Annotated in this window: 26 protein-coding genes and 1 pseudogene; 11 read left to right on the top strand and 16 right to left on the bottom strand. The window is 58.4% G+C overall.

Annotated features, from left to right (window positions below; all coding sequences use genetic code 11):
- Nucleotides 1–18: 18 nt before the first annotated feature.
- The 10 genes from treZ to ACJJVH_RS30100 all read right to left on the bottom strand — a co-directional run bounded on the left by treZ (nucleotide 19) and on the right by ACJJVH_RS30100 (nucleotide 13,486).
- Nucleotides 19–1,995, bottom strand: coding sequence for a malto-oligosyltrehalose trehalohydrolase (treZ, locus tag ACJJVH_RS30145; RefSeq protein WP_412066921.1), 1,977 nt, complete (start codon nucleotides 1,993–1,995; stop codon nucleotides 19–21).
- 90 nt (nucleotides 1,996–2,085) lie between these two features.
- A complete protein-coding gene (locus ACJJVH_RS30140; RefSeq protein WP_412066920.1) occupies nucleotides 2,086–3,759 on the bottom strand; it encodes an alpha-glucosidase in 1,674 nt (557 codons plus the stop codon).
- Nucleotides 3,760–3,836: 77 nt separating this feature from the next.
- Complete coding sequence (locus tag ACJJVH_RS30135; RefSeq protein ID WP_113361309.1) at nucleotides 3,837–4,439, bottom strand: general stress protein; 603 nt, start codon at nucleotides 4,437–4,439, stop codon at nucleotides 3,837–3,839.
- An 18-nt stretch (nucleotides 4,440–4,457) separates the two neighbouring features.
- Nucleotides 4,458–4,775 (bottom strand): PepSY domain-containing protein, encoded by a 318-nt coding sequence (locus tag ACJJVH_RS30130; protein WP_112803952.1) that lies wholly within the window; start codon nucleotides 4,773–4,775, stop codon nucleotides 4,458–4,460.
- 502 nt (nucleotides 4,776–5,277) lie between these two features.
- Nucleotides 5,278–5,697 (bottom strand): BLUF domain-containing protein, encoded by a 420-nt coding sequence (locus ACJJVH_RS30125; protein ID WP_112803954.1) that lies wholly within the window; start codon nucleotides 5,695–5,697, stop codon nucleotides 5,278–5,280.
- Nucleotides 5,698–5,716: 19 nt separating this feature from the next.
- Nucleotides 5,717–7,309 (bottom strand): putative bifunctional diguanylate cyclase/phosphodiesterase, encoded by a 1,593-nt coding sequence (locus ACJJVH_RS30120; protein ID WP_412066919.1) that lies wholly within the window; start codon nucleotides 7,307–7,309, stop codon nucleotides 5,717–5,719.
- A gap of 276 nt (nucleotides 7,310–7,585) precedes the next feature.
- Nucleotides 7,586–8,644: a response regulator gene (locus ACJJVH_RS30115; protein WP_112803956.1), complete on the bottom strand. Its 1,059-nt coding sequence runs from the start codon at nucleotides 8,642–8,644 to the stop codon at nucleotides 7,586–7,588.
- Between the two features lie 8 nt (nucleotides 8,645–8,652).
- Nucleotides 8,653–9,216 (bottom strand): chemotaxis protein CheB, encoded by a 564-nt coding sequence (locus tag ACJJVH_RS30110; RefSeq protein ID WP_112803957.1) that lies wholly within the window; start codon nucleotides 9,214–9,216, stop codon nucleotides 8,653–8,655.
- Nucleotides 9,216–10,055, bottom strand: a complete 840-nt coding sequence (locus ACJJVH_RS30105) for a CheR family methyltransferase (protein WP_412066918.1) — start codon at nucleotides 10,053–10,055, stop codon at nucleotides 9,216–9,218. The genes ACJJVH_RS30110 and ACJJVH_RS30105 overlap by 1 nt, the downstream gene beginning before the upstream one ends.
- A complete protein-coding gene (locus tag ACJJVH_RS30100; protein ID WP_412066945.1) occupies nucleotides 10,052–13,486 on the bottom strand; it encodes a response regulator in 3,435 nt (1,144 codons plus the stop codon). Before ACJJVH_RS30100 ends, ACJJVH_RS30105 begins: the two co-directional genes overlap by 4 nt.
- A gap of 156 nt (nucleotides 13,487–13,642) precedes the next feature.
- Between ACJJVH_RS30100 and ACJJVH_RS30095 the strand changes: the two genes are divergently transcribed.
- Nucleotides 13,643–13,909, top strand: a complete 267-nt coding sequence (locus tag ACJJVH_RS30095; RefSeq protein ID WP_412066917.1) for a hypothetical protein — start codon at nucleotides 13,643–13,645, stop codon at nucleotides 13,907–13,909.
- A 14-nt stretch (nucleotides 13,910–13,923) separates the two neighbouring features.
- Here the strand turns inward: ACJJVH_RS30095 and ACJJVH_RS30090 are convergent, their stop codons facing one another.
- Both ACJJVH_RS30090 and ACJJVH_RS30085 read right to left on the bottom strand, forming a co-directional pair.
- Nucleotides 13,924–14,223 carry a hypothetical protein gene (locus tag ACJJVH_RS30090; RefSeq protein WP_162749336.1) on the bottom strand — a complete coding sequence of 100 codons (300 nt, stop codon included), beginning with the start codon at nucleotides 14,221–14,223 and terminating at the stop codon, nucleotides 13,924–13,926.
- Nucleotides 14,224–14,461: 238 nt separating this feature from the next.
- Nucleotides 14,462–14,725: a hypothetical protein gene (locus ACJJVH_RS30085; protein ID WP_113361299.1), complete on the bottom strand. Its 264-nt coding sequence runs from the start codon at nucleotides 14,723–14,725 to the stop codon at nucleotides 14,462–14,464.
- 1,138 nt (nucleotides 14,726–15,863) lie between these two features.
- Here ACJJVH_RS30085 and ACJJVH_RS30080 point away from each other — a divergent pair.
- Nucleotides 15,864–16,307 (top strand): DUF1810 domain-containing protein, encoded by a 444-nt coding sequence (locus ACJJVH_RS30080; protein ID WP_112803962.1) that lies wholly within the window; start codon nucleotides 15,864–15,866, stop codon nucleotides 16,305–16,307.
- Nucleotides 16,308–16,330: 23 nt separating this feature from the next.
- On the opposite strand, the gene ACJJVH_RS30075 is transcribed toward ACJJVH_RS30080, so the two are convergent.
- Nucleotides 16,331–16,534: a cold-shock protein gene (locus ACJJVH_RS30075; protein WP_112803963.1), complete on the bottom strand. Its 204-nt coding sequence runs from the start codon at nucleotides 16,532–16,534 to the stop codon at nucleotides 16,331–16,333.
- A 177-nt stretch (nucleotides 16,535–16,711) separates the two neighbouring features.
- On the opposite strand from ACJJVH_RS30075, the pseudogene ACJJVH_RS30070 reads away from it, so the two are divergent.
- Nucleotides 16,712–17,341, top strand: a pseudogene (locus tag ACJJVH_RS30070) (DNA polymerase ligase N-terminal domain-containing protein); the annotation flags it as partial.
- Between the two features lie 83 nt (nucleotides 17,342–17,424).
- Here ACJJVH_RS30070 and ACJJVH_RS30065 read toward each other — a convergent pair.
- From ACJJVH_RS30065 to ACJJVH_RS30055, 3 genes are all read right to left on the bottom strand, one after another.
- A complete protein-coding gene (locus ACJJVH_RS30065; protein WP_412066916.1) occupies nucleotides 17,425–17,868 on the bottom strand; it encodes a type II toxin-antitoxin system VapC family toxin in 444 nt (147 codons plus the stop codon).
- The gene (locus ACJJVH_RS30060) at nucleotides 17,868–18,107 is read right to left on the bottom strand and encodes a type II toxin-antitoxin system VapB family antitoxin (RefSeq protein ID WP_112803984.1); all 240 of its coding nucleotides are present in this window, start codon (nucleotides 18,105–18,107) and stop codon (nucleotides 17,868–17,870) included. The genes ACJJVH_RS30065 and ACJJVH_RS30060 overlap by 1 nt, the downstream gene beginning before the upstream one ends.
- 215 nt (nucleotides 18,108–18,322) lie before the next feature.
- A complete protein-coding gene (locus ACJJVH_RS30055) occupies nucleotides 18,323–18,619 on the bottom strand; it encodes a hypothetical protein (protein ID WP_113401077.1) in 297 nt (98 codons plus the stop codon).
- 437 nt (nucleotides 18,620–19,056) lie between these two features.
- Between ACJJVH_RS30055 and ACJJVH_RS30050 the strand changes: the two genes are divergently transcribed.
- The 8 genes from ACJJVH_RS30050 (at nucleotide 19,057) to ACJJVH_RS30015 (ending at nucleotide 25,615) form a co-directional block, all read left to right on the top strand.
- Nucleotides 19,057–19,515 carry a hypothetical protein gene (locus ACJJVH_RS30050; RefSeq protein WP_412066915.1) on the top strand — a complete coding sequence of 153 codons (459 nt, stop codon included), beginning with the start codon at nucleotides 19,057–19,059 and terminating at the stop codon, nucleotides 19,513–19,515.
- A gap of 73 nt (nucleotides 19,516–19,588) precedes the next feature.
- A complete protein-coding gene (locus ACJJVH_RS30045) occupies nucleotides 19,589–20,209 on the top strand; it encodes a phosphoadenosine phosphosulfate reductase family protein (RefSeq protein ID WP_412066914.1) in 621 nt (206 codons plus the stop codon).
- Nucleotides 20,206–20,658 (top strand): hypothetical protein, encoded by a 453-nt coding sequence (locus tag ACJJVH_RS30040; protein ID WP_412066913.1) that lies wholly within the window; start codon nucleotides 20,206–20,208, stop codon nucleotides 20,656–20,658. The genes ACJJVH_RS30045 and ACJJVH_RS30040 overlap by 4 nt, the downstream gene beginning before the upstream one ends.
- A gap of 224 nt (nucleotides 20,659–20,882) precedes the next feature.
- Complete coding sequence (locus ACJJVH_RS30035) at nucleotides 20,883–23,027, top strand: ParB/RepB/Spo0J family partition protein (protein ID WP_412066912.1); 2,145 nt, start codon at nucleotides 20,883–20,885, stop codon at nucleotides 23,025–23,027.
- 237 nt (nucleotides 23,028–23,264) lie between these two features.
- Entirely contained in the window at nucleotides 23,265–23,669 is a 405-nt protein-coding gene (locus ACJJVH_RS30030; protein ID WP_412066911.1) for a hypothetical protein, read from the top strand.
- A complete protein-coding gene (locus ACJJVH_RS30025) occupies nucleotides 23,669–23,845 on the top strand; it encodes a hypothetical protein (protein ID WP_162704097.1) in 177 nt (58 codons plus the stop codon). The genes ACJJVH_RS30030 and ACJJVH_RS30025 overlap by 1 nt, the downstream gene beginning before the upstream one ends.
- Before the next feature lie 78 nt (nucleotides 23,846–23,923).
- Nucleotides 23,924–24,217, top strand: a complete 294-nt coding sequence (locus tag ACJJVH_RS30020) for a hypothetical protein (RefSeq protein WP_113452827.1) — start codon at nucleotides 23,924–23,926, stop codon at nucleotides 24,215–24,217.
- 207 nt (nucleotides 24,218–24,424) lie between these two features.
- Nucleotides 24,425–25,615 (top strand): DUF932 domain-containing protein, encoded by a 1,191-nt coding sequence (locus ACJJVH_RS30015; protein WP_412066910.1) that lies wholly within the window; start codon nucleotides 24,425–24,427, stop codon nucleotides 25,613–25,615.
- Nucleotides 25,616–25,619 lie beyond the last annotated feature (4 nt).

Genomic DNA, 25,619 nt, shown 5'->3' with positions numbered 1-25,619 from the left:
CGAGGCATTAAGATGTCGCTACGACGTTGCATTCGAAATACCGTCCTGCCAGGCGAGCAAGCTCTCGCGATCGGATATCGGATAATGTTCGACCGACAGCGGTGCAAGCAACAAGGTAGTGTCGGCACCAAGCGTCCAGCGCTTTTGAAAGTCTATCGGTCGCTTGCCGCTACCGCCATAAATTATGTCCTCGCTTGACCACAAGACCGTCCACTGATGGCCTGTTGGCGCTGAAAACAACGGCTCTGCAAGGCTCATTACGGAAAGATCTTCACCGAGATTGACCAGTAGCAGCCGTTCGCTCTTCGGCTCGCCGGAAAAGAAGCGAAGTAGGAATGCCTTTCGATCCAGTACGCTTCCATCCAGCAAACCACGCAGCATTCCATTGCCGCTGGAAATAACCGTCGTTTTTTGGCGCAGTACCAGCAAATCACGATGCAATGCGACAACATGCGCGTTGACGTCCCGCGCAGACCAATCGAGCTTCGAGCGTTCGAAGGTTGAGCGTTCGGCCGGCACAGGCATCCATTCAGCGAAGGCAGGATCCTTTAGGCTCGGGAACTGTTTAAGGAAATCGATGCGACCATTTCGAACGATTTCGACAAGCTCCCCCGAGTGGTCTGCGAAATAATAGAACGGACTGGTCGCGCCGAACTCCTGCCCCTGGAATAGCATGGGCGTCTGTGGACCTAATAGCAAAAGGGCCGTCAGTGCCCGGACTCTCGCCGGCGAGGCAAGCTTTCCCATGCGGACCCCAGTTCCGGAATTGGCAATCTGATCGTGGTTCTGCAGGAAATGGATAAAGTTACTCGAAGAAAGATCGAAGCCGGGCCGGCCGCGTGGCGCATCTTGCCAGTCGTATCGCTGCCCTTGGAAGAGGTATCCGTATTTCGCCGAGGATACAAATTCCTGCGCGCAGCCAAGATGATCATGGTAGTAGGCTTCATTCCTGCCCGTCAGTGCGACCATTGCAGAATGATGGAAGTCATCGTTCCAGAGAGCGTCCAGGCCATAACCTTTTTTATCGGCGCCGCAAACGATGCGCGTGTCCTGAGGTTCGTTTTCCGCCACGAGATAGATGGACTTCCTCCCGGCAGCAGCGCGAGCTTCGTGGTCGATCATCGCCATGATGTGCTCTTCGCTGCGATCATGAAGTGCTTGGGTGGCGTCGAGGCGCAATCCGTCGAAGTGGAACTCGTCGATCCAATAGGCAGCATTTTTCGCGAAGAACTCGCGCACGCCGGCGCTGTTTTCGCCATCGAAATTGATCGAGCTGCCCCACTCGTTCCAGTAGCGTTCGGTGAAGTAGGCAGGCGTGAAATCACGGAACCGGTTCCCGACGCCAAAGTGATTGTAGACGACGTCGAGAATGACGCCGATGTCTAGCTGATGGGCAGTGTCAATGAACGATCGTAGATCGTCAGGTGTGCCATAGAGCCGGGTCGGCGCGTAGGGAAGCACGCCATCGTAGCCCCAGCCAAACTCCCCGCAGAATTCGTTGAGCGGCATGATCTCCAGACAGGTGATACCGATCTCCTTCAGGAAAGGGAGCTTTTCGCTGGCGGCCGCATATGTGCCTTCAGCGGTGAACGTCCCGATGTGCATCTCATATAAAACTTGACCGTTCGGCGTTATGCCGGTCCAGTCGGCATCGCTCCATTCAAAGTCGTGCGGATCAATCACGGCGGAATAGCCCAGCGGCCCTTCCGGCTGGAAGCGGGAGGCGGGATCCGCCGCAGGCGCCAAGCTGCTATCTAGCTGGAACCGATAGAGTGTACCAGCACCAAGACCTTCAAGATCAAGGCGAAAATAGCCTCCATCCTCTCGATTCATCGCATGTTCGCTACCGTCCTCAAGTCGAATTGCTACGTGCTCCCGAGACGGTGCCCAAACACGAAATGATACCGTATCGCCGAGGATTTCAGCACCGATCGGATATCGTCTCGTCGTATTTGATGAAGTAGATGTATCGATCTCACGACTCGTGATGCTCATGGTTGATCCTTGTGTCAGAGAGATCCACGAGCATCTGGGAACATGCACGGGTGTATGCGAAAACTTCCGTTTTAAGACTTTGTTCCGCCGTCAATCTAAAACGGCTAAAATAGCAAACGCTTCATATGGTTGCAGATCGACTTTGTCCGGTAGTCGATCGCAAGGTCTGTAATTGCTGATCAGGCAACGCCCGGCTATCTGCAGTTCGCCCGGCAAATCCAGTGAAATCGTTTTTGCAGAGAAGTTTGCAACGACGGCCAACCGCTTTCGGTCCAGCGTTCGCGTATAGGTAAAGACGTCGGGATGTTGATCCAGATAGGATTGGTACCGCCCATAGACGATAACCGCGTGCTCCTTTCTGAGCGCGATCAGCTTGCGATAATGATTCCAGATCGAATGCTCGTCCGAAACGGCACGTTCCGCATTGATGACCGTGTAGTTCTCGTTTACCTCGATCCAGGGGATGCCGGTCGTAAAGCCTGCATTCGCCTCCGGCGTCCATTGCATCGGTGTCCGGGCATTGTCGCGGCCGTTCTCGTTTGCGCCTTTGATAAAATCCTCGGGCGACAGGCCAGCATCGAGATGGAGGCGATGCATGTTGAGAGTTTCGATATCCCTGTATTGCTCGATCTTGGCGAAGGGAGCGTTGGTCATACCGATCTCCTCGCCTTGATAGACGAATGGCGTCCCCTTCAGAAGATGAAGTACGGTTGCGAGCATCTTGGCGGACTCGACCGGGTAGCCCCTCGCGTCTCCGTATTTTGAAACTGCGCGCGGCAGGTCGTGGTTGCCCCAGAAGAGCGAATTCCAGCCGTCTTCGGCGAGAGCATATTGCCACTTGCTCAAGACCGATTTCAGCTTGATGAGGTCAAAGGGCCGAGACCGCCATTTGCCGTAGATCTCGTCCCATTGCTGTGTCACATGCTCGAACTGAAACACCATCGAGAGTTCGTGACGATCCGCGCCCGAGTAAAGGAGAGCAGAGCCGGGCGTCGCGCTCCAGGTCTCGCCGATCGTCAGGACGTCCCGACTGCCGAAGGTCTCGCGGTGCATCTCCTGCAGATAATCGTGAAGATGGGGGCCGTCCGTGATGATCGACTGGTCGACCTGCTTGCCGATGTAGTCGATGACGTCCATACGAAATCCAGCAATGCCACGTTCCAGCCACCAGTTCATCATTTGGTAGATTTTTGCCCTGACTTTTGCGTTCTCCCAATTCAAGTCTGGCTGTCGGCGGGAGAAGAGATGCAAATAGTATTCTCCCGTCCGAAGATCCAGCGTCCAAGCCGGCCCGCCAAAAGAGGATGTCAAATTGTTCGGAGAACCACCGTCTTCGGCAGGCTTCCGCCAGATGTAGAAGTCTCGGTAGGGGTTGTCGATCGATTTGCGGGCTTCTATGAACCAGGGATGTTCGTCCGATGTATGATTGACGACGAGGTCTAGGACAATGCCGATGCCGCGGCTCTTCGCTTCGGCGATAAGCCGGTCGAAATCGGCGAGCGTGCCGAATTCCGGTGCGATCTCCTGGTAGTTCGAAATGTCGTAGCCATTGTCGTCCATTGGGGACGCGTAGATCGGAGAAAGCCAAATGATCTCGATGCCGAGCGCCTTCAGATACTCAAGCTTCGAAATAATGCCATCGATGTCGCCTATCCCATCGCCATTACTATCGGCGAAGCTGCGCGGATAGATCTGGTAGATCGTCGATCGATGCCACCAACGAGACGCTGAGACCAGATTCCCAGATGCCGTCGCTTGAGCCATCGGCTTTCCAAATCTTTAATGACAAAGGGATGAGGAGCGACCAGCCGATCGCTCCTCCAAAGCAAAATGGATTTCAATCAAATGCCTGGTCGGTGATAACGCAGGCGCTCGCGCTCGATCTGCTCGGCATCGTACGGGTCCAGCGTGTCGTCGAAGCGTGTCCAACCCTGCTCTTCGTAGGCCCGGCGGCGCTCGACGGGATCGACCCAATTAGAACGCTTGAGGATGGCTTCGGCTTCAGGGGCGTGAGCATCATCGACCTTGGCAGTCACCAGAGTGCCGCCGCGCCGAATTCCTTCAGCGTAGACATGTGCGTCGCTTTCGGAAACGCCGGAACTCGTCAGGGCGCCAATAATACCACCAGCAGCACCGCCAGCCACTGCGCCTGCCGCTGCGCCTGCCGCCGTCGCGGCGAGCCAGCCGGCCGCGACCACCGGACCGACACCCGGAATCGCCATCAGGCCCAGGCCGGTCAACAGACCCCCGGCACCGCCGACGACAGCCCCGATACCAGCGCCGGTTCCGGCGCCCGCTGCGGCATTCGACTGGTTGCCGTGACGCTTGTCGACGTTGTTAGAAACGATACTGATATCGCCCGAAGATACGCCAGCCGACTCAAGCGCGCTTACCGCCGTGCTCGCGTCACTATAATCGTCAAACAATCCGGTTACGGTTCTCATCATTCAAACTCCTTGAGGTTACTTCGCCACCACATTGCCTTGGTAGTCGAGGGTAATTGATACCGACTTGCCATCCTTCATGCCGGACGCGTTCCAGATGCCCTTGTCGTCTTTCTTGAGGTCGTTGACCTCGCTGTAACCGGCCTTCTCGATTCGTTCCTTGGCTTGGCTCTCCGTAAAACTGTTGGCCCCTTCGACCGGTGCGGTCGCGTTCTTTGAGTCCGGGGTTGCGATGGCGGGTGTATCGCCGTTGCTGTTGGTGGAAGGCGCAGTCTGCGCTACGGCACTAACGGCTGTCGCGGAAACGAACGCCGCGGCAAGAATTAGGTTTTTCATGGGATTTCCTTTCTAGCCTAGATCTCGTCATATCGATCTATCGGCCTAACCCTCGAGGTTTATTATTGTTCCCGCATTAGGATGTTGCCCGACGTCGCTGCCTGCAAGCTCCTGAGCCAGCACGAAGCATGTGACACCGGTGAGAAAATGAACGAGACGGCGATGTCGAAGAAGCGTTGCAGTTGGAGTTGAGTTACCTGTGCCGTTTCAAGGTTGACAAGATCAAGATCGATCGGTCTTTCACACAGACGTTTGGGGCGGCAAGAGAGCAATGCGATTGTGACATCGGTGCTCAACCTCGGTCATGCAATGGCAAGAGGGACACCGCGAAAGGCGTCCACACAATGGACCGCTTGGAGCTACTGTTCGAATGGCTGTGAAGCGCTTCAGAAATTTCCGTTTTCGCGCGCGATTTTGGCAAACGAACTGCCGGCTCTGCTGGTACCGGGTCCTTTAGCGAAGAAAGGCACCAGTCAGCTGCAAATAGAAGGTCTGATCCATTTTAGCCAGGCTCGCTGAGTAGATCGCGCAGGCGACTGAACAGTTGAGTACCGTCAAGGTTTCGCGGATCGAAGCCGCTCCGAGAGGCGATAGACGAGAGACTGACCGCGACGCCTTCGGACGAGCCGATGAAGGCCATCGACCATGTCAGAAAACTCCTTGTCGAGGTAGACGTGAAGTCGAGGAGCTGCACATTGCCGTGGCGTCGGTCCTGCTGGATGCGCTCGAAGGTGCTCTCGATTGCCTGTTGCGTACCTTCCAGCACCTGTGCGAAAAATCCGGCGTTGAACATCAGGGCGCCGGAAATCCCGACGAGCCCGTTGTTCCGGCGGCTGGCTCCGAGGATCGCCTCGATTTCGGCCTCGAGCCTCTCCGGCGGGATGCGGTTTTCGCTGTAGTAGACGAGGCGGAAGTCGGTCATTGGTGTGATCCTCGTTTTGTTATGCGCTGGAAGCGACAAGTCGATCGGCGACATCTGGGGCGAGGGGACGACCCGTTAGGTATCCCTGGACCTGCTGGCAGCCCTTCTTCTCGATCTGCGACATCTGCTCCTCCGTTTCGACGCCCTCGGCAATCGTGGTGAGGCCTAGCGTCTTGCCCAGCGCGCAGACCGACCGAATGATCGCCAGACTGTCGCGATTAGCCGAGAGGCTCCTGACGAAGGATTGGTCAATCTTGATCTTATCGAAGGGAAACTTCTGCAGATAGCTCAACGACGAATAACCGGTTCCGAAATCGTCCATGGAGAAACGGACGCCAATCGCCTTCAACTGCCGGAAGGTTTCCATGATCGGTGCGCTATTCATCAAGATCGCGCCCTCGGTGACCTCGAGATCGAGCCGTCGTGGATCAAGGCCGGAGTTTTCCAGGGCTGTCTTGACGGACGAGACGATCGTCGTGCTGCGGAATTGCAGCGGCGATATATTGACGGAGATTGAGATGCCCGGCGGCCATGATGCTGCCTTCCGGCAGGCCGTCCGTAGCACCCATTCTCCTATCGGCAATATCAGGCCGAGCTCTTCGGCCAGCGGTATGAATTCAGCTGGGGAGATAGAGCCATGGTCAGGATGGTTCCAGCGCAGCAGCGCCTCGAAACCGACGAGACGGCGGCCCTTGACCCGGAATTGCGGCTGATAGACGAGCGAAAGCTCCCGCATCGCTAGCGCCTTTCGAAGTTCAGTCTCCAGCATTCGCTTGCGCTGCATCGCCTCATGCATTTCAGTTGTGAAGGTGACAGCTTGATTGCCTCCTTCGGCTCGGGCTTTTTTCAGTGCGAGGCTCGCGTTGCGAAGAACAGTTTCTGCGTTGGAACCGTCAGCAATTGCGACACCTATGCTCACCGTGGGATAGACCATCTTGCCATCAACGAGATGCGGGCGGCTAAGGAGGTCAAGGAGAACCTCGGTCAATGGTAGGGCTTCGTCCTCCGTCGCGACGAAGAGGAATTCTCCTCCACCGACATGTGCAAGTCGAGCCTCTGCTATCCTGATCTGACCGGAAATTCTCTCGGAAACCCGCCGGAGTAGATGGTCGCCAACGGCATGACCAAAGAGTTCGTTGACGTCTTTGAAATTATCGAGACGGAGATCGAAGATGAAATGTCGAGCAGAGTTTTGCGCAAGCAGATTGTCGATCACAACGAGAAATTCACGACGCGTGAAGAGGCCGGTCGTCGGATCACGGCCGCCGGCGTCGGAAAACACGCTCGATATATCCGTCCATTCGACATAGATACTGCTCTTCGAGACATGGCTGTGCAGCAGGAAGGTCCTGGCATCCTCCAACCGAAACGTAGTCGATCCGGTTTCGATGCCGGCAATGATCCGGCCGACGGCTGTCTTGGAGATCGTTCCGAACTTTGCAGCTTCGGCAAGCATCTCAGAGAAAAGACGGCCTCTCCCGTTCTTGCCTACCAGCGTACCTGCTGCGGCGGAGTTATACCATTCGATAACGCCGTTTTCAGCGAGGACGACGAAACTAGTCAGAAAATCCTGGAAGCAAAAGGTTGCCGACGGGCCGGTTGTCTTTGCCATCTATTTGCAACCTCATCGCTGCTTCCGTTGTCTTAGAGCCAAGGCAGCGAGAACGCGTTAAACTCCCGGCTGGTTTATGCTGGTAAAAACGGGAGACACGAGCGAAAATGCCGCTGCCAGTGCCTGGCTCGGCGACAGCTCAAGGGTCCCTTCGCAGCATTCTTGCTGTTTGGAAACACATTTGCGTGCCTCATTGTTCCGCCTCGCACGACATAAGTGATCCGGTCATGGCGGCAATCCGCAAAGGTTGCTACGCCGCAAGAGCGCATATCGGGATCAACTCACCAGATTTGCGAGAGGAATTCTAAGTGACAGCGAAAGGCCATCAGGCCGCCAGTCTCTCGCAATTGTACCGCTCAAGCCTTGTAGCGCCGCCCTTTCCAATGTTGTTCCGAACCCTTCGCGTCCAGACGCTTCCGGGCAGGGTGTCGAGCCGTGCTCGTTCCATTGCAAATCGAGAAGTTCGTCGACTGCCGAGACAGTTATCGCAAGTTGCCCGGATGTCGTCGAAAGCGCACCGTATTTAGCCGCATTGGTCGTCAGTTCATGCAACAGAAGCGCAAGCGACGTCAGCGCTCGACCGGCAAGCGGAGCATCCGAACCAGCGATATCGATACGTGGCCCGTCAGCATGCTCGTGAGGCGCGACGATCGCCTTGAGCAAGGCGGTAACGGTCGTGGCGGCAGGGCTCGCATCATCGTCTCTGATGAGATCAGGCAGCGTGAGTTCATGGGCGCGTGCGAGCGCATGCAGACGCGAGCGGAGATCGCCTTCCAGTTCTGCAACGCTTGTGGCCGGTTTGGCGCTCAACGAGATCAAGCCGGCGGTGAGACTGAAGAGGTTCTTGATCCGGTGGTTGATCTCGCGCAGGAGGACGTCTTTATAGCGTGCCGCTTCCTTGAGAGCTTCCGCCTGTGCCGCGAGCTCGTCGCGCTGCGCAGCCAGTTGCTGCCGTTGGCGGTAAAGTTCGAAGAAGACATCCACCTTGCTGCGGAGAATGTCTGGCTCGATCGGTTTCTGGATAAAATCGACGGCCCCAGCCTCGTACCCGCGAAAGCGGCGTTGACCATCACCGGTCCCGGCGGTCACGAAGATGATTGGAATGCGTCGCGTTCGCTCGTTGCCGCGCATCAGCTCAGCCAGTTCAAATCCGTTGAGGCCGGGCATCTGTACGTCCACCAGGGCCAGAGCTATGTCATGCTGGAGCATGATCTCAAGCGCCTGATCCCCAGACCGGGCTTTCAAGAGGAGGAGATCGTCGCGTCGGAGTAGTGCCTCCAGCGACAGAAGGTTTTCCTCGAGGTCGTCAACAAGAAGAAACGGAACAGGCTCCATGGATTGTCTCAAACCTCTTTTAAATATTGCGCGATCTCTCCGAGCGACATGACGCGAGCTCGGGGGGACATCTGAATGGCGGTTTCGGGCATTATCGATGCGAACGCATTAATCGGATCTTGGACAAGTGCAACTCCGCCTGCTTCCACCACCGCCTGCAAGCCTTTAGCGCCGTCACCATTGGCGCCGGTAAGGACGATTGCGATCAAGGTTTCCCCAAAAGCGTCAGCGGCAGTTTCAAAGAGGACGTCGATCGACGGGCGGGAGAAAAGAACCGGTTCGTCACTGGAAAGCGACAGGCTCTTGCCGGTTTCGATAAGCAGATGATAGTCGGGAGGAGCGAAATAGACGGTACCGCCGAAAAGTGGCTGTTTATCCTCCGCCTCGCATACTGCGAGTTCGCACTTGGCTTGGAAGAGATCGGCCATGATGCTGCGTTTGTCAGCGGGCACATGAACCACCACGACAATCGGCAGTCGATAGTCTGCGGGAAGGGCGGGAAGAATGACAGAGAGAGCCTCGACAGCGCCAGCCGACGCGCCGATTACGATGGCTTCGGGAGCGACCGCCATTATTCGGGCCGCCTTTGATAGATCTTCTCCTCCCGGACGAAGTCGGTGAAGGCTGTAGCGTGTCGTGAGAACCGCAGGCTTTCCTTGGCGCCGAGGCCCAGGAATCCCTTCCGCGCCAAGGAATCCTTGAAGAGCTCAAGCGCACGGTCCTGCAGGCCGCGATCGAAGTAGATCATCACGTTGCGGCAGGAAATCAGGTGCATCTCTGCGAAGACGGCGTCCGTGACCAGGCTGTGATCCGAGAAGACCACATTGCGACGCAGGGTCTTATCGAAAGTCACCCTGCCATAAGCAGCCTGATAATAGTCGGACAGGGATGACTTACCCCCCGATTTGCGATGATTCTCCGTGAAGAGTTGTAGCCTGTCCAGCGCGAAGATTCCTGCCTCGGCCGCCAACAGTGCTTCCTGATTGATGTCAGTCGCGTAAAAGATTGTGCGATCTTCTAAACCCTCTTCGCGGAAGAGGATGACGAGCGAATACAATTCCTCACCAGCGCTGCAGCCGGCGATCCACACCTTCAGCGACGGATAGGTCCGCAGATGGGGTACGACCTTTTCCCGGATAGCCTTGAAGTAGCTGGGGTCGCGAAACATCTCGCTCACCTGCACGGTTAGGAACCGCAGCAGCTGTGGCAGCATGTCCGGGTCGCGCAGGAGATTTTCCTGCAACGCCGAAAAGGTGGCGAATCCCAGCTGTTCACGCGCTTGCTTCAGCCGGCGCTTGATAGACGCCATCGCGTAATTGCGGAAATCGTAGTGGTACTTGAAATACAAGGCTTCCAGCAGAAGTCGGATTTCAATGTCTTCGATTTTCTCTGGCATAGCTGAATCCGTCATTTGGGCATCCAGACACGCACGAGTGACAATAGCTTTTCGACGTCAAGGGGCTTTGCCATATAGTCGTTGGCCCCGGCCTCTATGCACCGCTGCTGGTCATCGGGCATCGCCTTGGCCGTCAGCGTAATGATGGGAAGCTTCTTCCATGCGGGATTTTTGCGGATCTCGCGCGTGGCGGTCAGCCCATCCATCACCGGCATCATCACATCCATGAGCACCAGCTCGATTGCTGAGCCACCATCGGCCGAAGCCTTGTGCAAAGCATCCAGCGCTTCGCGCCCGTTGCGGGCGATCTCGATGCCGGCGCCTCGTGGCTCAAGAATATTTGTGAGCGCATAGACATTGCGAACGTCGTCTTCGACCACCAGGATGCGCCGGCCTTCGAGAAGCGCATCCCGGTTCCGCGCTTTCCGGATCATCTTCTGCTGTTCAGCAGGCAGTTCGGAGATTACCTGGTGCAGAAAAAGGCTGACTTCATCCAGGAGGCGCTCGGGGGATTTCGCTCCCTTGATGATGATCGATTTTGAATAACGCCGTAGCTTGTGCTCCTCGTCCCGCGAGAGTTCCCGGCCGGTATAAACGATGACGGGTGGAAAGGCGTAGGCACTCTCCTGGCTGAGGGTTTCGAGAAGCGAATAGCCAGAGGCGTCCGGAAGGGACAAGTCGAGCACCATGCAGTCGAACGTTTCATTCTTGAGAAGGCTCAGGCATTCGGCCGCGGTCCCGGCGGTCACTGTTTCGACATCCTGCGAGCCCAGTAGTTTTGATACTGCTTCACGTTGCACCGCATCGTCCTCGACGATTAGAACACGGTGCACGCGCTGCGAAAGCCGGGCTTCGAGTTTCTGCAGGACTTCCACCAACTGTTCTCGATTGACGGGCTTGATGGCATATCCTGCCGCCCCAAGCGAATAGGCCGTCTCTGTGTGATCGCTGCCAGATACGACGTGGATGGGAATATGGCGGGTCTGGACGTCATGCTTCAGCCGATCAAGAACCGCAAGTCCCGACTGGTCAGGCAGGCCGACATCTAGCACAATCGCGCTCGGCTTGAATTCCTGGGCCAGACTCAACGCTTCCTCAGCGGTGCCAGCGACGATGGACCGAAATCCCATTTCGCGCGACAGGTCGCGAACGATCGCGGCAAAAATGTCGTCGTCTTCGATAACCAGAAGGACGCGCTTTGCGTCGTTTAGCTTATCGCGGTCATCATCGATCTTGCGAAGCGGTCTGGGTCGGACAGAGCGCGCCTGCTCCTGTGTTGGTATCTCGGGTGCAGGCGATTCGGTCGGAATCTGATCCCGAGCCGCCACTCGCGACGGATCGTAGGTTTTGGGGATCGTGACGATGAAGGTGCTGCCCTTACCTGCCTGACTCTCCAAGGCGATCGTTCCGCCGAGTAGACGGACAAGCTGCCGCGAGATCGAGAGACCGAGGCCGGTGCCGCCGTATTTGCGGCTGATCGTGCCATCGGCCTGATGGAAGGCTTCGAAGACACTCTGTTGCTGTTTCTTGTCGATGCCAATGCCGGTGTCGGATACAAAGAAAGAGAGCTGGCCATCCCTGCCGAGCGCGACCTTCATGCTGACCTTGCCAGCTTCGGTAAATTTGATCGCGTTGGACAGGAGATTTTTAAGCACTTGCTCAAGCCGCTGGGGATCGGTTTCGATCTCCACCGGTGCTTCCGAGGCGATTTCCACTGCGAATTCAAGTCCTTTGTCCGCCGCCAGAGGTTGGAAGACTTGGCGCAGATTATTGGCAAGGCGCTCGAGCGCGACCGTCTCGGAGCGGATATCCACATGGCCAGCCTCGATCTTGGAGAGATCGAGAATATCGTTGATGAGGTTCAAAAGGTCGTTGCCGGATGACTGGATTGTCTTGGCGTATTTGACCTGCTCCTCCGTCAGGTTTTCATCAGGATTATCGGCGAGAAGCTTGGCAAGAATGAGCGACGAATTCAGCGGTGTGCGCAGTTCGTGCGACATGTTGGCGAGAAAGTCGGACTTATACTGGCTTGCCTGTTCAAGTGCCCGTGCTTTGAGCTGGATCGAGGCATTGGCCTGTTCGAGATCGTCGCGCTGCGTCTCCAACTGCTGCGCTTGCTCCTCGAGTTGGGCATTGGTCTGCTCGAGCTCGACTTGCTGCTGCTCGAGGCGAGCCTGCGATTCCTTCAGCGCCCGGCTCTGTTCCTCCAGCTCCTCGTTCGAGACGCGCAGTTCCTCACTCTGGGTCTGAAGTTCTTCAGACTGCCGTTGGGTCTCTTCCAGAAGGTTCTGCAGCTCTGCGCGGTAGGTCGCGGAGCGGATGGCGATTGCAATAGCTTCCGACGCACGGTCGAGAAGTGCGACAATCTTCTCATTGATCGGACGCAGGAAGCCGAGCTCGATGACGGAGTTGACGGTGTCATCGGTCTTCCCCGGCAGAATGATGAGATGACGCGGCTTGTCCTTGCCGAGCGCCGAACCGAAGGAAAGGTATCCGTCGGGCACGTTATCAACCACCATGGCCCTGCCTTCTGCAGCCGCTTGGCCCATCAGGCCCTCTCTCGGTTTGAATTGCGTTGGAATGCTTGCATCGTTGCGGACACCATAGACAGAGGCGCGCTGGTAGCTATCGCCACCGGCGATGAAAACGGCACCGGCAACCGCTCCTGCGTAACGCGCCAGGAAGTCCAGGATGCTATTGCCGAGCTGCTCGACGGGCTGGTCGCCCATCATGGCGGACGCCAATCCGACTTCGCCAGACTGCAGCCATTCCTCTCGACGACGGGCGAGAGTGGTCCGGCGAACAAGGAAACCGATCACGGCAGTCAGCACGATGCCAAGGAGACCGGACAGAAGCGTGCTGAGTAGCGCTCGCTGCTGCGCCGCCTTCATGTCCGCGAGCCGTCGGACGCGAACTTCACCTTCGCCGACAGCCATTGCCGCGATTTGCGCGCGGATCGCGTCCATCTCGATCTTTCCGGCATCGGAGTTGACAACACCGAGCGCCGCATCGGGACCTTCGGTGCGGCGAAGATCGATCGTCTGCGCTAGCTCGGATAGCTTTGCGTCGACATGCTGCCGCAGCGTCATCAACCTTTGGCTTTGGCCCGGATTGCCATTGGTCAACTGGGCGATCCTGTCCAACTGCGGCGGGATGGCGCGAAGAGCTGAATTATAGGGCGCGAGATAGCGCTCGTTGTTCGTCAGCAGGAAGCCGCGTTGGCCCGTTTCTGCGTCCTGAACATGCGAGAGCAATTCGTCTAGCGCGACGATGGCAACGTGTGTCTGGATGATCTTCTCGTTGCCCGCCTCCAGAGCCTGAAGATTGAGGTACGCAACGACGCCGCTGATCAGGAAAAACACGATTGCGCCAATAAGCCCGAACGCGACACCGGGATCGAGACCAAGCATGCGATTGGCGGTTTGTGGCGTTTGGCTTTGTCTCATGGCTACTCTCATTGACATTGAAGCGCGGGAACAAAGGTGGACACGGATGACGAGTGTGTCTTCCGGAGCGAACGCCATATCAGATCAATGCGCTGAGGCGTATAGGTTTTTTCAGAAAGCTGTGGGTTGGATCATTTCCAGAAACGGACAATCACGATGGAACAATATGACCTTCGATACCTTATCACGCTGCTGGCTAAAAAAGGCTTTGCCTCCAACCTCCCCGTTCTGAGACTCATCCGTATCCTGTGCGCCAGTGCGCATCTACTCGATGCCTCGAATGTCGGCGGCGAGATATTTGCCCTGTTATGCCCGCCTGCCTTCGACGAAGACGATTTGGCCGCCAGCATGGAAGCTGACCACGACCGCACCCCGACAGCAAAAAAACGACCGGGCCGCGAGTTTAGCGTGGCTCGGCATTGATGCGATGCTTGGTGTTAATTCAGCCATCCAAGATATTTCATGAGTGCCGCGCCGCCAATGATCAGCGGCGTCAACAGGAGCACGATCGCAAATATCAACTCGCTCAAATCGCGGGGATACATCGTGTTACCTCGAAACTGCCTTTCAAGTGCTAAAACTGATGCTTGATGTTGATGTTCCACAACCTGTGGAACATTCGGCCGTGCATTCAGTTCAACAGTAGGGAACGATTGCTCACGAGGTCCTCTGTTCCCCGGTGCGCCACGGCCCCTCCTTCCCGGAAGCCGTGGCGTGCTTTCAAAGGAGAGAACCATGACGCCTCCAGTAATTGGCCCGAAGACGACGGCGTGAGGTCGACCGCCAGCTTGCCGTTTATCGCGCTTGCAAACGGACGCGCTCAGCCTTTTGACACAGGTCAATATTTTTAAGCGATAACTCATATTAAGATGAGCTATATCAACCTGCGGTTTTCCTATGGCTGATTGTGTGACTTTATAGGGTATGTGGTTGGGAAATGGCATGGAGCGTTTGCGGCGTCTCGCAGGTAGGACACTACGCCCGAAAGACCTTGAGGTCGTTGAACAGATATTCGACCTGGTGACCGGTGAGCCTTGGTTCGATGCGTCTGACTATTGCCTGGATGCATTCGCGGTTCGGCTGATCCAGCTGGTTCGATCTGGCATTGTAAATCCAGCGCAGCTTGAAACCATCGCCGTCGTATGGGCAATGACGGATTTCAACCGCGATATGACCAACAGTCAGCGGGCGAAACTTATAGCGGCTTATGAAGCGCACCGCCGTCGTCGCCATACCCATTAGAGGCTTGGCACGCTAGCGTGCAATGATGCCTGTGGACGCTGCCTCTTTAACGAGTAAGGTGAATGATCGTTATCCACAGAACCTGTAGCAGCGCCGACTGAGGGTTGTGCTCTCCGCCTGCAACACCAAGGAGGACGAGTTATGCCATTTCGGAAGTATACAGCAACACCACTAGATCTGCATTTTCGCGATGATCTTCACAGTTGGACGAGAAAGCTGGTCTGCTCCCATGTCGCGGTAAACCGTGTGGTTCAGCGGACGATCGACGTTTTATGCAACAATCCGGAACGGTGGCGGCCAAATCGTTTTCATCGAAGGCGTGTCGGCGTAACAAGGCGAATACATGAGAAAATTTGACTAGAGATGAAACGATTACATTGCGTTGGCATAGAGGAAGACGTGGATTGTCGTTCCCCCGGGCGTCTGCATTGGCCAGAACAGCCCGAGTTCTTTCGACGTCGATGCGCCGTTCTTCCTGGTGAGAGGCATTTCTTTTCCCGAATGACGAAGGGCACTCGACCCTTTCGGGGAGCGTCCTTCCGACCCGGACGACTACGAACGCGCGACAGAGCACCATCGCTGCGGGCAGTCATCGAATACGGGTGGTAAGCGATAGATGGGAGGGGGCCGAAAGTTCAAGACCATTCTGATCCTCCCTTGTCCGAACAGTCAAACCGAGACATGCATCGCAAATGCCGCAACCGTCGTCATCCATCGGTTGGTCCGTCCGCTCGCAGCAGAGGCAAACGGCAGAGCAGCGCGAGCCGGTTGCTCTTTTCTCCGGGGTGATGATTTCGATCCCATCATCCGACGCGATATTCTCGAAAAACTGTCGCATTGCGTTTCTCCGCAGGCTCCCATGCCTGAAGATGGGAGCGGCCGGCCGCTTTGCAATGGCGAGCGTTCGCGAGGTGGCGTTTCGATGCTGCACGGATGGACTCGGCGTATTGCCCATGCTTTCTTTTCGGTCGGAGGGGCTTATATGGCGTATGAATGGGATCCCCGGCGCGCGCGGCGCGCCCGCATCATCAGGTATGCAACGGCGTTGGCGATCAGCGCGTTGGCCTTAACGGTGCCTGTCGCAGTTCTGCTGGCCGCCGCACCCGACTGAGATCGGCATCAAAGGCAACGAGCGATGGCAGAGAACGATCCATTTGAGCTTTCCCGCTTCGTGTGGGCGCAGGATTTTGTATTCGTTACGGTCCTTGCCGAGCTGAGGGCGGGACGCAAGGAAACCCATTGGATGTGGTTCGTCTTTCCGCAGTTGCGTGCACTCGGCAGATCTCCGACTGCGAGCTTCTACGGTATCGGCTCCATTGAGGAGGCTCGGGCCTATCTCCAGCATCCCATGCTTGCTGAACGATTGGCCTGCTCGGTCGATGCGGTGCTCGGGGTATCCGACCGTACCGCCCACGAGATATTCGGGTCGCCGGACGATCTGAAATTCCGCTCGTCCATGACCCTGTTCAATGAAGCTGCCGGCGCGGCGGAGGAAAAGTTTCGGCTCGCCCTTCAGCGCTTCTTTGCCGGCGAACCGGATCGACGCACCCTTGAATTGCTCGGGCGGCGGCATCGATAACCGCCGCCCTTGACCCGCGCCCATCAGATCGCGCGAACGTTTTCCGCCTTCGACTTGCCGGTCTTGCGGTCCTGACCGAGGTCGTAGCTGACCTTCGAGCCATCGCGCAGCGGCCCGCCCGAGATGACGCCCGAGACATGGACGAAGACATCCTGCCCGCCGTCGTCGGGCGTGATGAACCCGAAACCCTTGTCCTGATTGAAAAACTTGACTGTACCCGTTGCCATGAAGATCCTCGTAAGTGAGCGGCATTGCGCCAGCGGCGAGCATACTTGCCAGGTGCGGCTGTCGCAACCAGACATCGTGGTGAGCGCTTGGGAACAAGGATCATTCACGTGGGGTTTTCTTCTCGTCGTCGCCGAATTTCGATGGCGTTGTCAACGTGAGATGGATCGAGGTCGATGATGACGGCTGACAAGCTCTCAACCTACAAGAAGAAGCGGGATTTCAAGCAGACCCAGGAACCGAGCGGAGCGACGGAGGTCAAGCCGTCGAACCGGCTGCGCTTTATCATTCAGAAACACGATGCCACGCGGCTGCATTACGATCTCCGGCTCGAACTCGACGGAGTTTTCAAAAGCTGGGCGGTGACAAAAGGCCCTTCACTCGATCCGGGCGACAAGCGGCTTGCCGTTGAGGTGGAGGATCATCCGCTCGACTATGGCGATTTCGAAGGTACGATCCCGAAAGGCCAATATGGCGGCGGCACGGTGATGCTGTGGGACCGAGGCTATTGGGAGCCGGAGGGCAGCAAGTCGCCGGAAGAGGCGCTCAAAAAGGGCGACTTCAAATTCGTGTTGCACGGCAAGCGTCTGCACGGAAGCTTCGTGCTCGTTCGGATGCGTCACAACCGCGACGGCGGCAAGCGCACCAACTGGCTGCTGATCAAGCATCATGACGACCATTCCGTCGAGGAGAACGGCGCGGCCATCCTCGATGAGAACCTGACCTCCGTCGCATCGGGCCGGACCATGGAACAGATCGCCGCCGGCAAGGGCCGAAAGCCAAAACCGTTTATGATGGCAAGTGGCGATGCTGCCGTAATTTCCATTAGGCAACGCATACGACAGCTTGATGTATAGGAGACCGTCTCCCGTATGGTCGAACTACTATGCCTCTAATGTCTATGCCAGCCGAGGTCCGTGTAGGTGAAGTCGTCACCCTTAAAGGCAATCCGCGTTCTGTACGCATGCGCGCAGGCGTATGTGAAGCAGTCGCCCATGTTCAGCTTGGCAGGATGATTCATGATCTTGCCGAATTGCTGCGCGGCATCGAGGGCCTTGGCGCCAACGTCGCCGGAAATCATCGCTTCCTTGCACTCCAGGTCGGAGATGAACTGATCGACAAGGCGTCGCGCGGTATCCAGCATTTCTGGAGTGGCTGGCTTATCGCGACCCGTTGCCTCTGCCAGCCGCCGGGTTAGCGACAGCGTCGCTTCCATTCGCACGATAACCGAAACGTAGTAGGGTCCGCCTTCCTGCTCAAGCCGATCAATCAGGGCGAAAGCGTCTTCTTCTTCCGCGAGAATGGCAACGACAACCGAGGCATCGATAAAGAGCATCAGTTCTCGCCCCACATCTCATCTGTCTCCTGTTTGTGATTTCCGCGCGCAAAGGGGCCGGCTTCGCGAGCCATGGAGAGGGACTTCGTAAGCCGCTCACGGAGGGGCAGCGCGGCCCGACGTGTTGCGATCTCGTGCTTCAGTGCGTCTTTGACAGCATCCACCTTGCTGGATTTCGTGATGCTGATAAGTTCTTCCGTGAGCCGGTCGACCTCCGGGTCTTTGATATAAAGCGGCATGACAGCATATCCTTTCGAGGATATTATCATATCCAACTTTTCATATCCCATCCAGCCCGAATATCGATTGCCGAGCAATGATCCAGCCGACAGGTTGGCGAATAAATTCGGTCTCAAACGCTGCTGGCCCAGCCGATAAAGTCGAGCTGGGTGCTGAACACTCGGCGTTGTATTGCCGACGCGAGAAAAATCTGTCGCTACAGGCTGAAAATTCGTCAAACGATGGTCTCAAGGACCTCGTACTCCGCAACAAAAGCGCCGGGACCGATATTCAGCAATAACAAGATGTTGGAATGGGAGATTGGTACTGTCACCACCTTTTCGATATTGGTGGTCGTCCACTCCATGTCGGGATCCGCGGTGATATCGTCGCGCATGGCGAGCACTGCACGTCTTGCCTCCTCACGATCGGCAAAGAAGATATCTCGCAGCCCGGTCGGCTTCCAGCGCTCATTGAGCGGAACACAGGCATCGGAATAGGTATAGAAAGTGTAGGCAAGACCTTCCGCCAACGGTTTCTCCTGAAGCAATTGTGGCGGTGCGCCCCCGCCTTCCAATGCTCATTGACCCCATGATCGGGGAGTTGGAAACCGTGTGAAACGGCCCTGAGCTTTTAGTTCGGAGAACCTGGACATAGCTACAGGCTCCCCGACCAAAAGGCCAAGGAGTGTGATGCTGTATCGGCCAGCATCAACCGTTCACAGGGGTTTCCACGCCCCAAAGCGGCGCGTACCGCTTCGCGCCAGACGATATGCCATCCCGTTGAATTTGTCCTGAAATTTCTTCATCCGCTCCTGCGTATCGGGCCACTATCCGAACCGGGCCGATGGCGTGGGCGGCCGGAAATGGGAAAGACGGGTCGGCGGCGGGAGAGGGAGAGTGGGGCGGAGCGGCTGTGCGGGTTGAGAGGCTGGAGAGAGGCTCCGGCTGCTCGCCATGGAGCCGCATCATGCACTCCCACCTAAACGTCGACCACGCACGCCCGCGAATGGCTTCGCCCACGTCGCCGCTGGCAATATCGATTTCCCGTGCCTTTCCACAGATCTCCATCGTCCCGCCCATCGTCGATCTTCTGAAGCAGGGCGCGGCCGTCGCCATCGGGGTTTCGGGCGGCAAGGATAGCCAGGCCGCGGCCATGGCGACCTTCGAGTACCTCGACAGGATCGGACATTCCGGCCCACGGCTCCTAATCCATGCCGACCTCGGTTCGGTGGAGTGGACGGATTCACTACCGATCTGCGAGCATCTGTCCACTCGTCTCGGCGCTGAGCTCATTGTCGTCCGCCGCAAGCAAGGCGGGCTCATGGATCGTTGGGAAAGCCGATGGCGATCGAACGTCGCGCGCTACGAAAACCTCAGCACTGTGACGCTCGTGCCGTGCTGGAGCACGCCGGCAATGAGATTCTAACACGTCCGAGTTCAAGACCTCGAAAATCCATGCGGAACTCAAACGGCGATTTTCCAGGCTGCCCATCATCAGCGTGACCGGCGTCCGTCGCGAGGAAAGTCCGCAGCGCGCCCGCGCCGAGATCCTCGACCATAAGCCGGGCGAGCGCATATGGACCTGGCGGCCGATCCTGGAATGGTCTGAGAGAGAGGTCTTTTCGTCGCTGGATTTCTGGGGCATCGAGCCTCATCCCGCCTATCGCCAGTTTGGCCTCAGCCGCGTCTCCTGCCGCTTCTGCATCATGTCCAGCCTTCCCGATTTGGTGGCCGCGGTCGCCCAGCCGGAAACACACGACCTTTATCGCCACATGGTCGGCCTGGAATGCCGCAGCACATTCGCATTTCAAAGCAGCCGCTGGCTAGGCGATATTGCGCCTCATCTGCTTGAGACGAGCACGCAGGATCGTCTTGCCATGGCCAGGGACAAAGCGGACCGTCGTCGTGAGGCGGAGCGCCGGCTGACGAAGCCGATGCTCTATGTGAAGGGCTGGCCAATCCGGATGCTGTCGGACGGCGAGGCCGACCTCCTCGCCGAGGTGCGGTCCGAAGTCAGCACCATGGTGGGAATTCGCGCTCGCTACCTAGATCGATCGTCGATCCATGCGCGCTATGCCGAGCTGCTCGATATGCGCGACAGCAGGGGGAGGGCAGCATGACCAGCATATTGCCTTCCCGGCGTTTGTTGATCCTGTCGTGCTCGACGACCAAGCGCGATGGCCCGCAATACATGCCGGCGCGCGATCGCTATGATGGACCGCTCTGGCGCACCCTGCGTCATGCCGATCCCGATGGACAGAAGGCTCAGGTCGCCTTCCTGTCGGCTGAGTATGGTTTCCGCGAAGCCAGAAGCACCATCGAGAACTATGAGGCACGGATGACACCGGAGCTTGCGGCCGCCATGAAGGCCGGCGGCCTCGGTACGCGATGGCCGCGCCCGAAAACCCAGCGGCGCGTGATGCCACCGGGCGAACATCCAGGCATGCACATCGCCTCGATGACAGAGCATGGCCGAAAACCGTTCGTCGAGGTCTGCCTGGTCGGCGGCGCCCTCTATCTCGATGTCATGCAGCACTTTGTCGAACTGTTTCAGGCAGATGCTTTGTAATCGGGAGCGCGCCGATCATGGAAATCTGCGCGCCAATCGGCATCATGCGGCAGCAGATGTCGATCTGGCTGAACAGTTGCCCGCGCGCCGCCAACAGCGACGTGGGCGCTGGCGGCTGGCGTTAAGGGCGGTGGACCGGGAAAGAGGGGGAGGGGGCAGGGGTCTTCGTGGCGGATTGAGGTGGCTGGAGAGAGGCTCCGGCCGGTCCGCCGCGGAGACATGACATGGCACAGGCCATTCAGAAAATCTCGCTCAACGCCGGGCGCGATATTCCCTTCAACAAGCTCGTTCTCAGCCAGCAGAACGTGCGCAAGACAAAGGCCGGCGTCTCGATCGAGGAACTCGCCGACGACATTGCCCGCCGCGGGTTGCTGACCAGCATCAACGTGCGTGCGGAACGCGATGCCGAAGGCAAGGAGACCGGTATCTATCGCATCCCTGCCGGCGGCCGCCGCTACCGCGCGCTGAAACTGCTGGTCGACCGGAAGCAGCTGACGAAGACCACGGCCGTTCCCTGCATCGTCAGCGAAGGCGAAACCCTCGAAGCCGAGGATTCGCTGGCCGAAAACGTCAAGCGTGCCGATCTTCATCCGCTGGATGAATTCCGCGCGATGATGGTCTTGCGCGAGCAGGGGCTCGACGAGGAGGAAATCGCCGCTCGCTTCCACATCTCGGTTGCGACGGTGAAGCAGCGCCTCCGGCTGGCGTCCGTCTCGCCGCGTCTGCTGGAACTCTATGGCGACGACCAGATGAAGCTCGGCCAGGTGATGGCGTTCTCGCTCACCAAGGATCATGCGCGCCAGGAGCAGGTCTGGGAGACGGTTTCGCGCACGCAGAGCACGGATCCGTACTACATCCGCCGGCTGCTGACCGAAACGGCGGTCCGTGCAACGGATCGCCGTGCGGTCTACGTCGGCATCGAAGCCTATGAAGCCGCCGGCGGCGGCGTCATGCGCGACCTCTTCGAGCAGGACAACGGCGGGTGGCTTCAGGATCCGGCGCTCCTCGAACAGCTCGTGCTGGAAAAGCTGACGGCAGATGCCGAAGCTCTGAAGACGGAGGAAGGCTGGAAGTGGGTCGATTCCGCCATCGACTTCCATTTCGGCCACGCGTCCGGTCTTCGCCGCTTCTATGGGAAGCAGGCGGAGTTCACCGAGGAAGAGCTTGCTCGCCATGATAGCTTGCAGGCGGAGTTCGACAAGCTCAGCGAGGAATACGAGGCCGCCGACGATTATTCCGAGGAAACGGAAGCGCGCCTCGATGATCTCGATGCGCAGCTTACTGCCCTGAACGAACGGCCCTACGTGCTCGATCCCGACGACGTCGCTCGCGGCGGTGCCTTCATCTCGCTCGCCGGCAATGGCGAACTGAAGATCGAGCGCGGCTTCGTCCGGCCCGAGGACGAGCCTGTCATCGAGGCCGAGGAGGGCGACGCCGCCGATCCGGATGGCGATGGCGGGGACGACGTCATCGCGTCGGCAGAAGGTGGCGTCACGGTCAACGGCAAGCCCGTCGGTTTCGAGGAGCCGGAAGACGACGACGGCAAGATCAGGCCGCTCTCGGAACGCCTCATCGAGGACCTGACCGCGGCCCGCACGCTTGCGCTCAGGAATGCGCTCGCCAATGAGCCGATGACGGCCTTCATCGCCGTGCTGCACCTTCTGGTGCTGAAGACCTTCTACTACTACGGCACGGCGTCTTGCCTGGAAATCACGGTGCAGCATACGGTGTCGACCAAGACGCAGGGCCTCGCCGACACGGTCTGGGCAAAGGAGATCGAACAGCGCCAGGAAAACTGGGGGCACGATCTTCCGGGTGAAGCCGATGCGGTGTGGGCCTACCTGATCGCGCTCGATCAGGACAGCCGGCTGGCGCTGTTTGCGCATTGTGCGTCGATGTCGCTGAACGCCACGATCCAGCAATGGAACCGGCGCACCAAGGAAAACCAGCACGCCGTGCAGCTGGCCCAGACGATCGGGTTCGGCATGGTGGGTGCGGGCTGGACGCCGACGGTCGACAACTATCTCGGCCGCGTGACCAAGGCCCACATCCTGCAGGCCGTTCGCGAAGCCAAGGGCGACCAGTCCGGGCAGCTCATCGACCACCTCAAGAAGCAGGATATGGCGCGCGAAGCCGCCCGGCTGCTCGACGGCAGCGGATGGCTCCCCGAGGTGCTGCGTTATCCTGCCGATGAAATCGCGGATGAGACCGGGATTTCGGAGAAGGATAAAACGGTGATCGTTGATGAAGACGATACCGACGCCGTCAAGGTCGCGCTTCCGGCGTTCCTGACCGAGGGCGTCGACGACGAGCAGGCGGCCGTCGATCCCGAAGAGGATCAGGGCGGTCATCTCGAAGCCGCGGAATAAATCCGCAAAGCGCCAACGATCAATCGGAGGCCCGGCCGCCGCGCCGGGCCTTTCTGTTTCTCGATCTTGAGACCTATGACATGCGCCAACCGGCGGATTGATGCCTGGACCAACGCGTCCCCGCGTCTTCTCCAAACCGCCATCCCAACCGTCCGGCGACCCGGCCATCCATTCTCATTTCACCACCCGGCTTGGCCCGACAGCGCCGGTCGGGCTCTTTCGTTCCAGGAGTCCAAGATGCCTGACTACACCATTGAGACGAGCTATCGTCTGCCAGCCTACCGTCATCGCACGTATCAGGCCGATACCGTTGTGCTGGCCTGCCGGAAGGCCATCGAGGACGGTGACTGGTCCGGTGAGAAGCTGAGCTATGAAGACGCTGGTGAGACCTACGTTTCAGGTATCTGGAACGGGGTCGACGCCGCCTATTCCGGCCCGGCGATCCCCATCGCACGACGACCGGAAGCCGGTGAGTTCCGCGTCCTTCAGGAATACGGTGTGCACAGCATCCTCCTCTATCTCGCGAAAAACAGGCCCGATGCGGAGCGCTGGGTCAAAGAAAGCGGGCACATCAACATTCGTCTTGAGGAAGTGACCGCCGAAGAAGTCTGCGCGGATGTCATCGAAGGGCGGGCAGCCTGATGCGCAACGCCACCTACGACGAGCTCGAGCGCATCGCCGGCCAGGCCGGATGGGATGGGTTCACCCTTCTTTTGCTGGTCTGCCGTTGGGCCGAGCAAAAGGACCTTTCGCGCAGCCTGATCGAACATCTCGCCGGCATCGCCCGCACCGAAGACGACGATCATGCCGAGGTGTGATCGACCGATGACCCTCTTCCCAGCCGCCAGCCCCTGCCATTGCCCAGGGCAGGCGGGCATTCCGAAAGGACAATCGTTATGACGAATCTCGAAAAACTACGGGTCGCCAAGATCTCGACCGGACACGTATCGGCGTCGACAGCAACAATGCTCAACACCAAGCCGTGTGCTGAGTGGCCATGTGCCGGGGGATGCTATTCCGACTACGGCTGGTTCATTTACGCCCATGACGAGAACTGCGGCGAAGGCGATCAGCGCATTCCCGAGGATCTGTTCGCAGTCATGACATGGGCCGGGCAAAACGGGTGCAGCCACATCCTGTTCCATCAAGACGCCGACGAGGTTGACGGCCTGCCGTTCTACGACTGGTAGCATGGCAAGACAGCTCCAACGCGGTCGACTTGCGCCGCGAGAGGGAGAGGAGGGCGGTCCGGGGCCGGGCTCCGGGTGCTCCGAGAGGGGGTGTCCGCAGCTGGTCCATCGCCGCGTCGGATAGTTCCTCAGCGGTCCATGTTCATCTCACCAGCCCGGTTGGCGCGACAGCGCCGGCCGGGCTCTTTCATTTCAGGAGAACTCGACATGCATTCCATGATCTCCGGCTCGCCGGCGGTAACGTCCGGCTTCAAGGTCGATATCTCGCGCGGCGAGCGAATCGGCCGCGTCTCGTCCGAATGGTTTTCTCGCCCGGATGACGAGCGCTACCTCTCGCTCTCCGACCTCCATCGCGCCGTCAGCGAGCGGACGGAGCACGCCCGTGTTCGCACCGTCGAGAGCGCGGATATCCGCGTGGAAGCAACGCGCGATAACGCCGAGCGCCTTTCGCTTGTCGTTCCCGGTAGCCGGGTGCCGATGGCGCCGACGCATTGGAGCTACGGGCAACTGTGCAGCCTTGTCGGCGCGCCCGCGAGCTACATGCGCCAGCTTCCCGCCCCGCTCGCCGCGATCAATCTCCAGCACGGCTTGCTCAACCACAGCGCCGAGTTGGTCAAGACCCTGGAGATGGACGATGGGCGCGTCGAGCTGCGCGCGGTGACCGGCCCCGAATATGGGCGCATCTGGGACAAGGATCTTGTCGCTGCCGTGATGAGCATCGCCGGCGATGGTGTGGGCGACACGATGTGGAAGGTTCCGGGCGTGCTCGACTGGTCGACCATGACCCACAATCCCTTCGTTGATATCACCAAGGATACGACGACGCTCTATGCCAGCGACAGGGACGTTTTCCTCTTCCTTGTGGACGATACCCACCCCATCGAAGCCGGCCGCCTGCCGAACGGGGAGCCGGACCTTTATTTCCGAGGCTTCTATGCGTGGAACTCGGAAGTCGGTTCGAAAACCCTCGGGATCGCAAGCTTTTACCTGCGGGCCGTGTGCTGCAATCGCAATCTCTGGGGCACGGAGAATTTCGAGGAAATCACCATTCGCCACTCGAAATTCGCAGCAAAACGCTTCGCGCACGAGGCGGCCCCGGCTTTGACGAACTTCGCCAACTCGTCGCCGGCGCCCTTCATCGCCGGTATCCGTGCTGCCCGCGAAACCGTTGTCGCCCGCAATGAAGAGGACCGGTCCAGCTTCCTGCGCAAGCGTGGATTCTCAAAGGCGGAAACCGGCAAGATCATCGACACGGTGCTTGCCGAAGAAGGCCGGCCGCCGGAATCGATCTTCGACTTCGTTCAGGGCATCACCGCGCTGGCACGCGGGAAAGCGCATCAGGACACGCGGCTGGAGCTGGAGGGCAAAGCCCGAAAGCTGCTCGAAAGCGCAGCCTGATCCA

It is taken from the genome of Rhizobium sp. SYY.PMSO (genome assembly GCF_046840415.1).
Lineage (GTDB): Bacteria > Pseudomonadota > Alphaproteobacteria > Rhizobiales > Rhizobiaceae > Rhizobium.
Note: the sequence above shows the minus strand (reverse complement) of the source record. Positions and strands in the feature narration are given on the sequence as shown.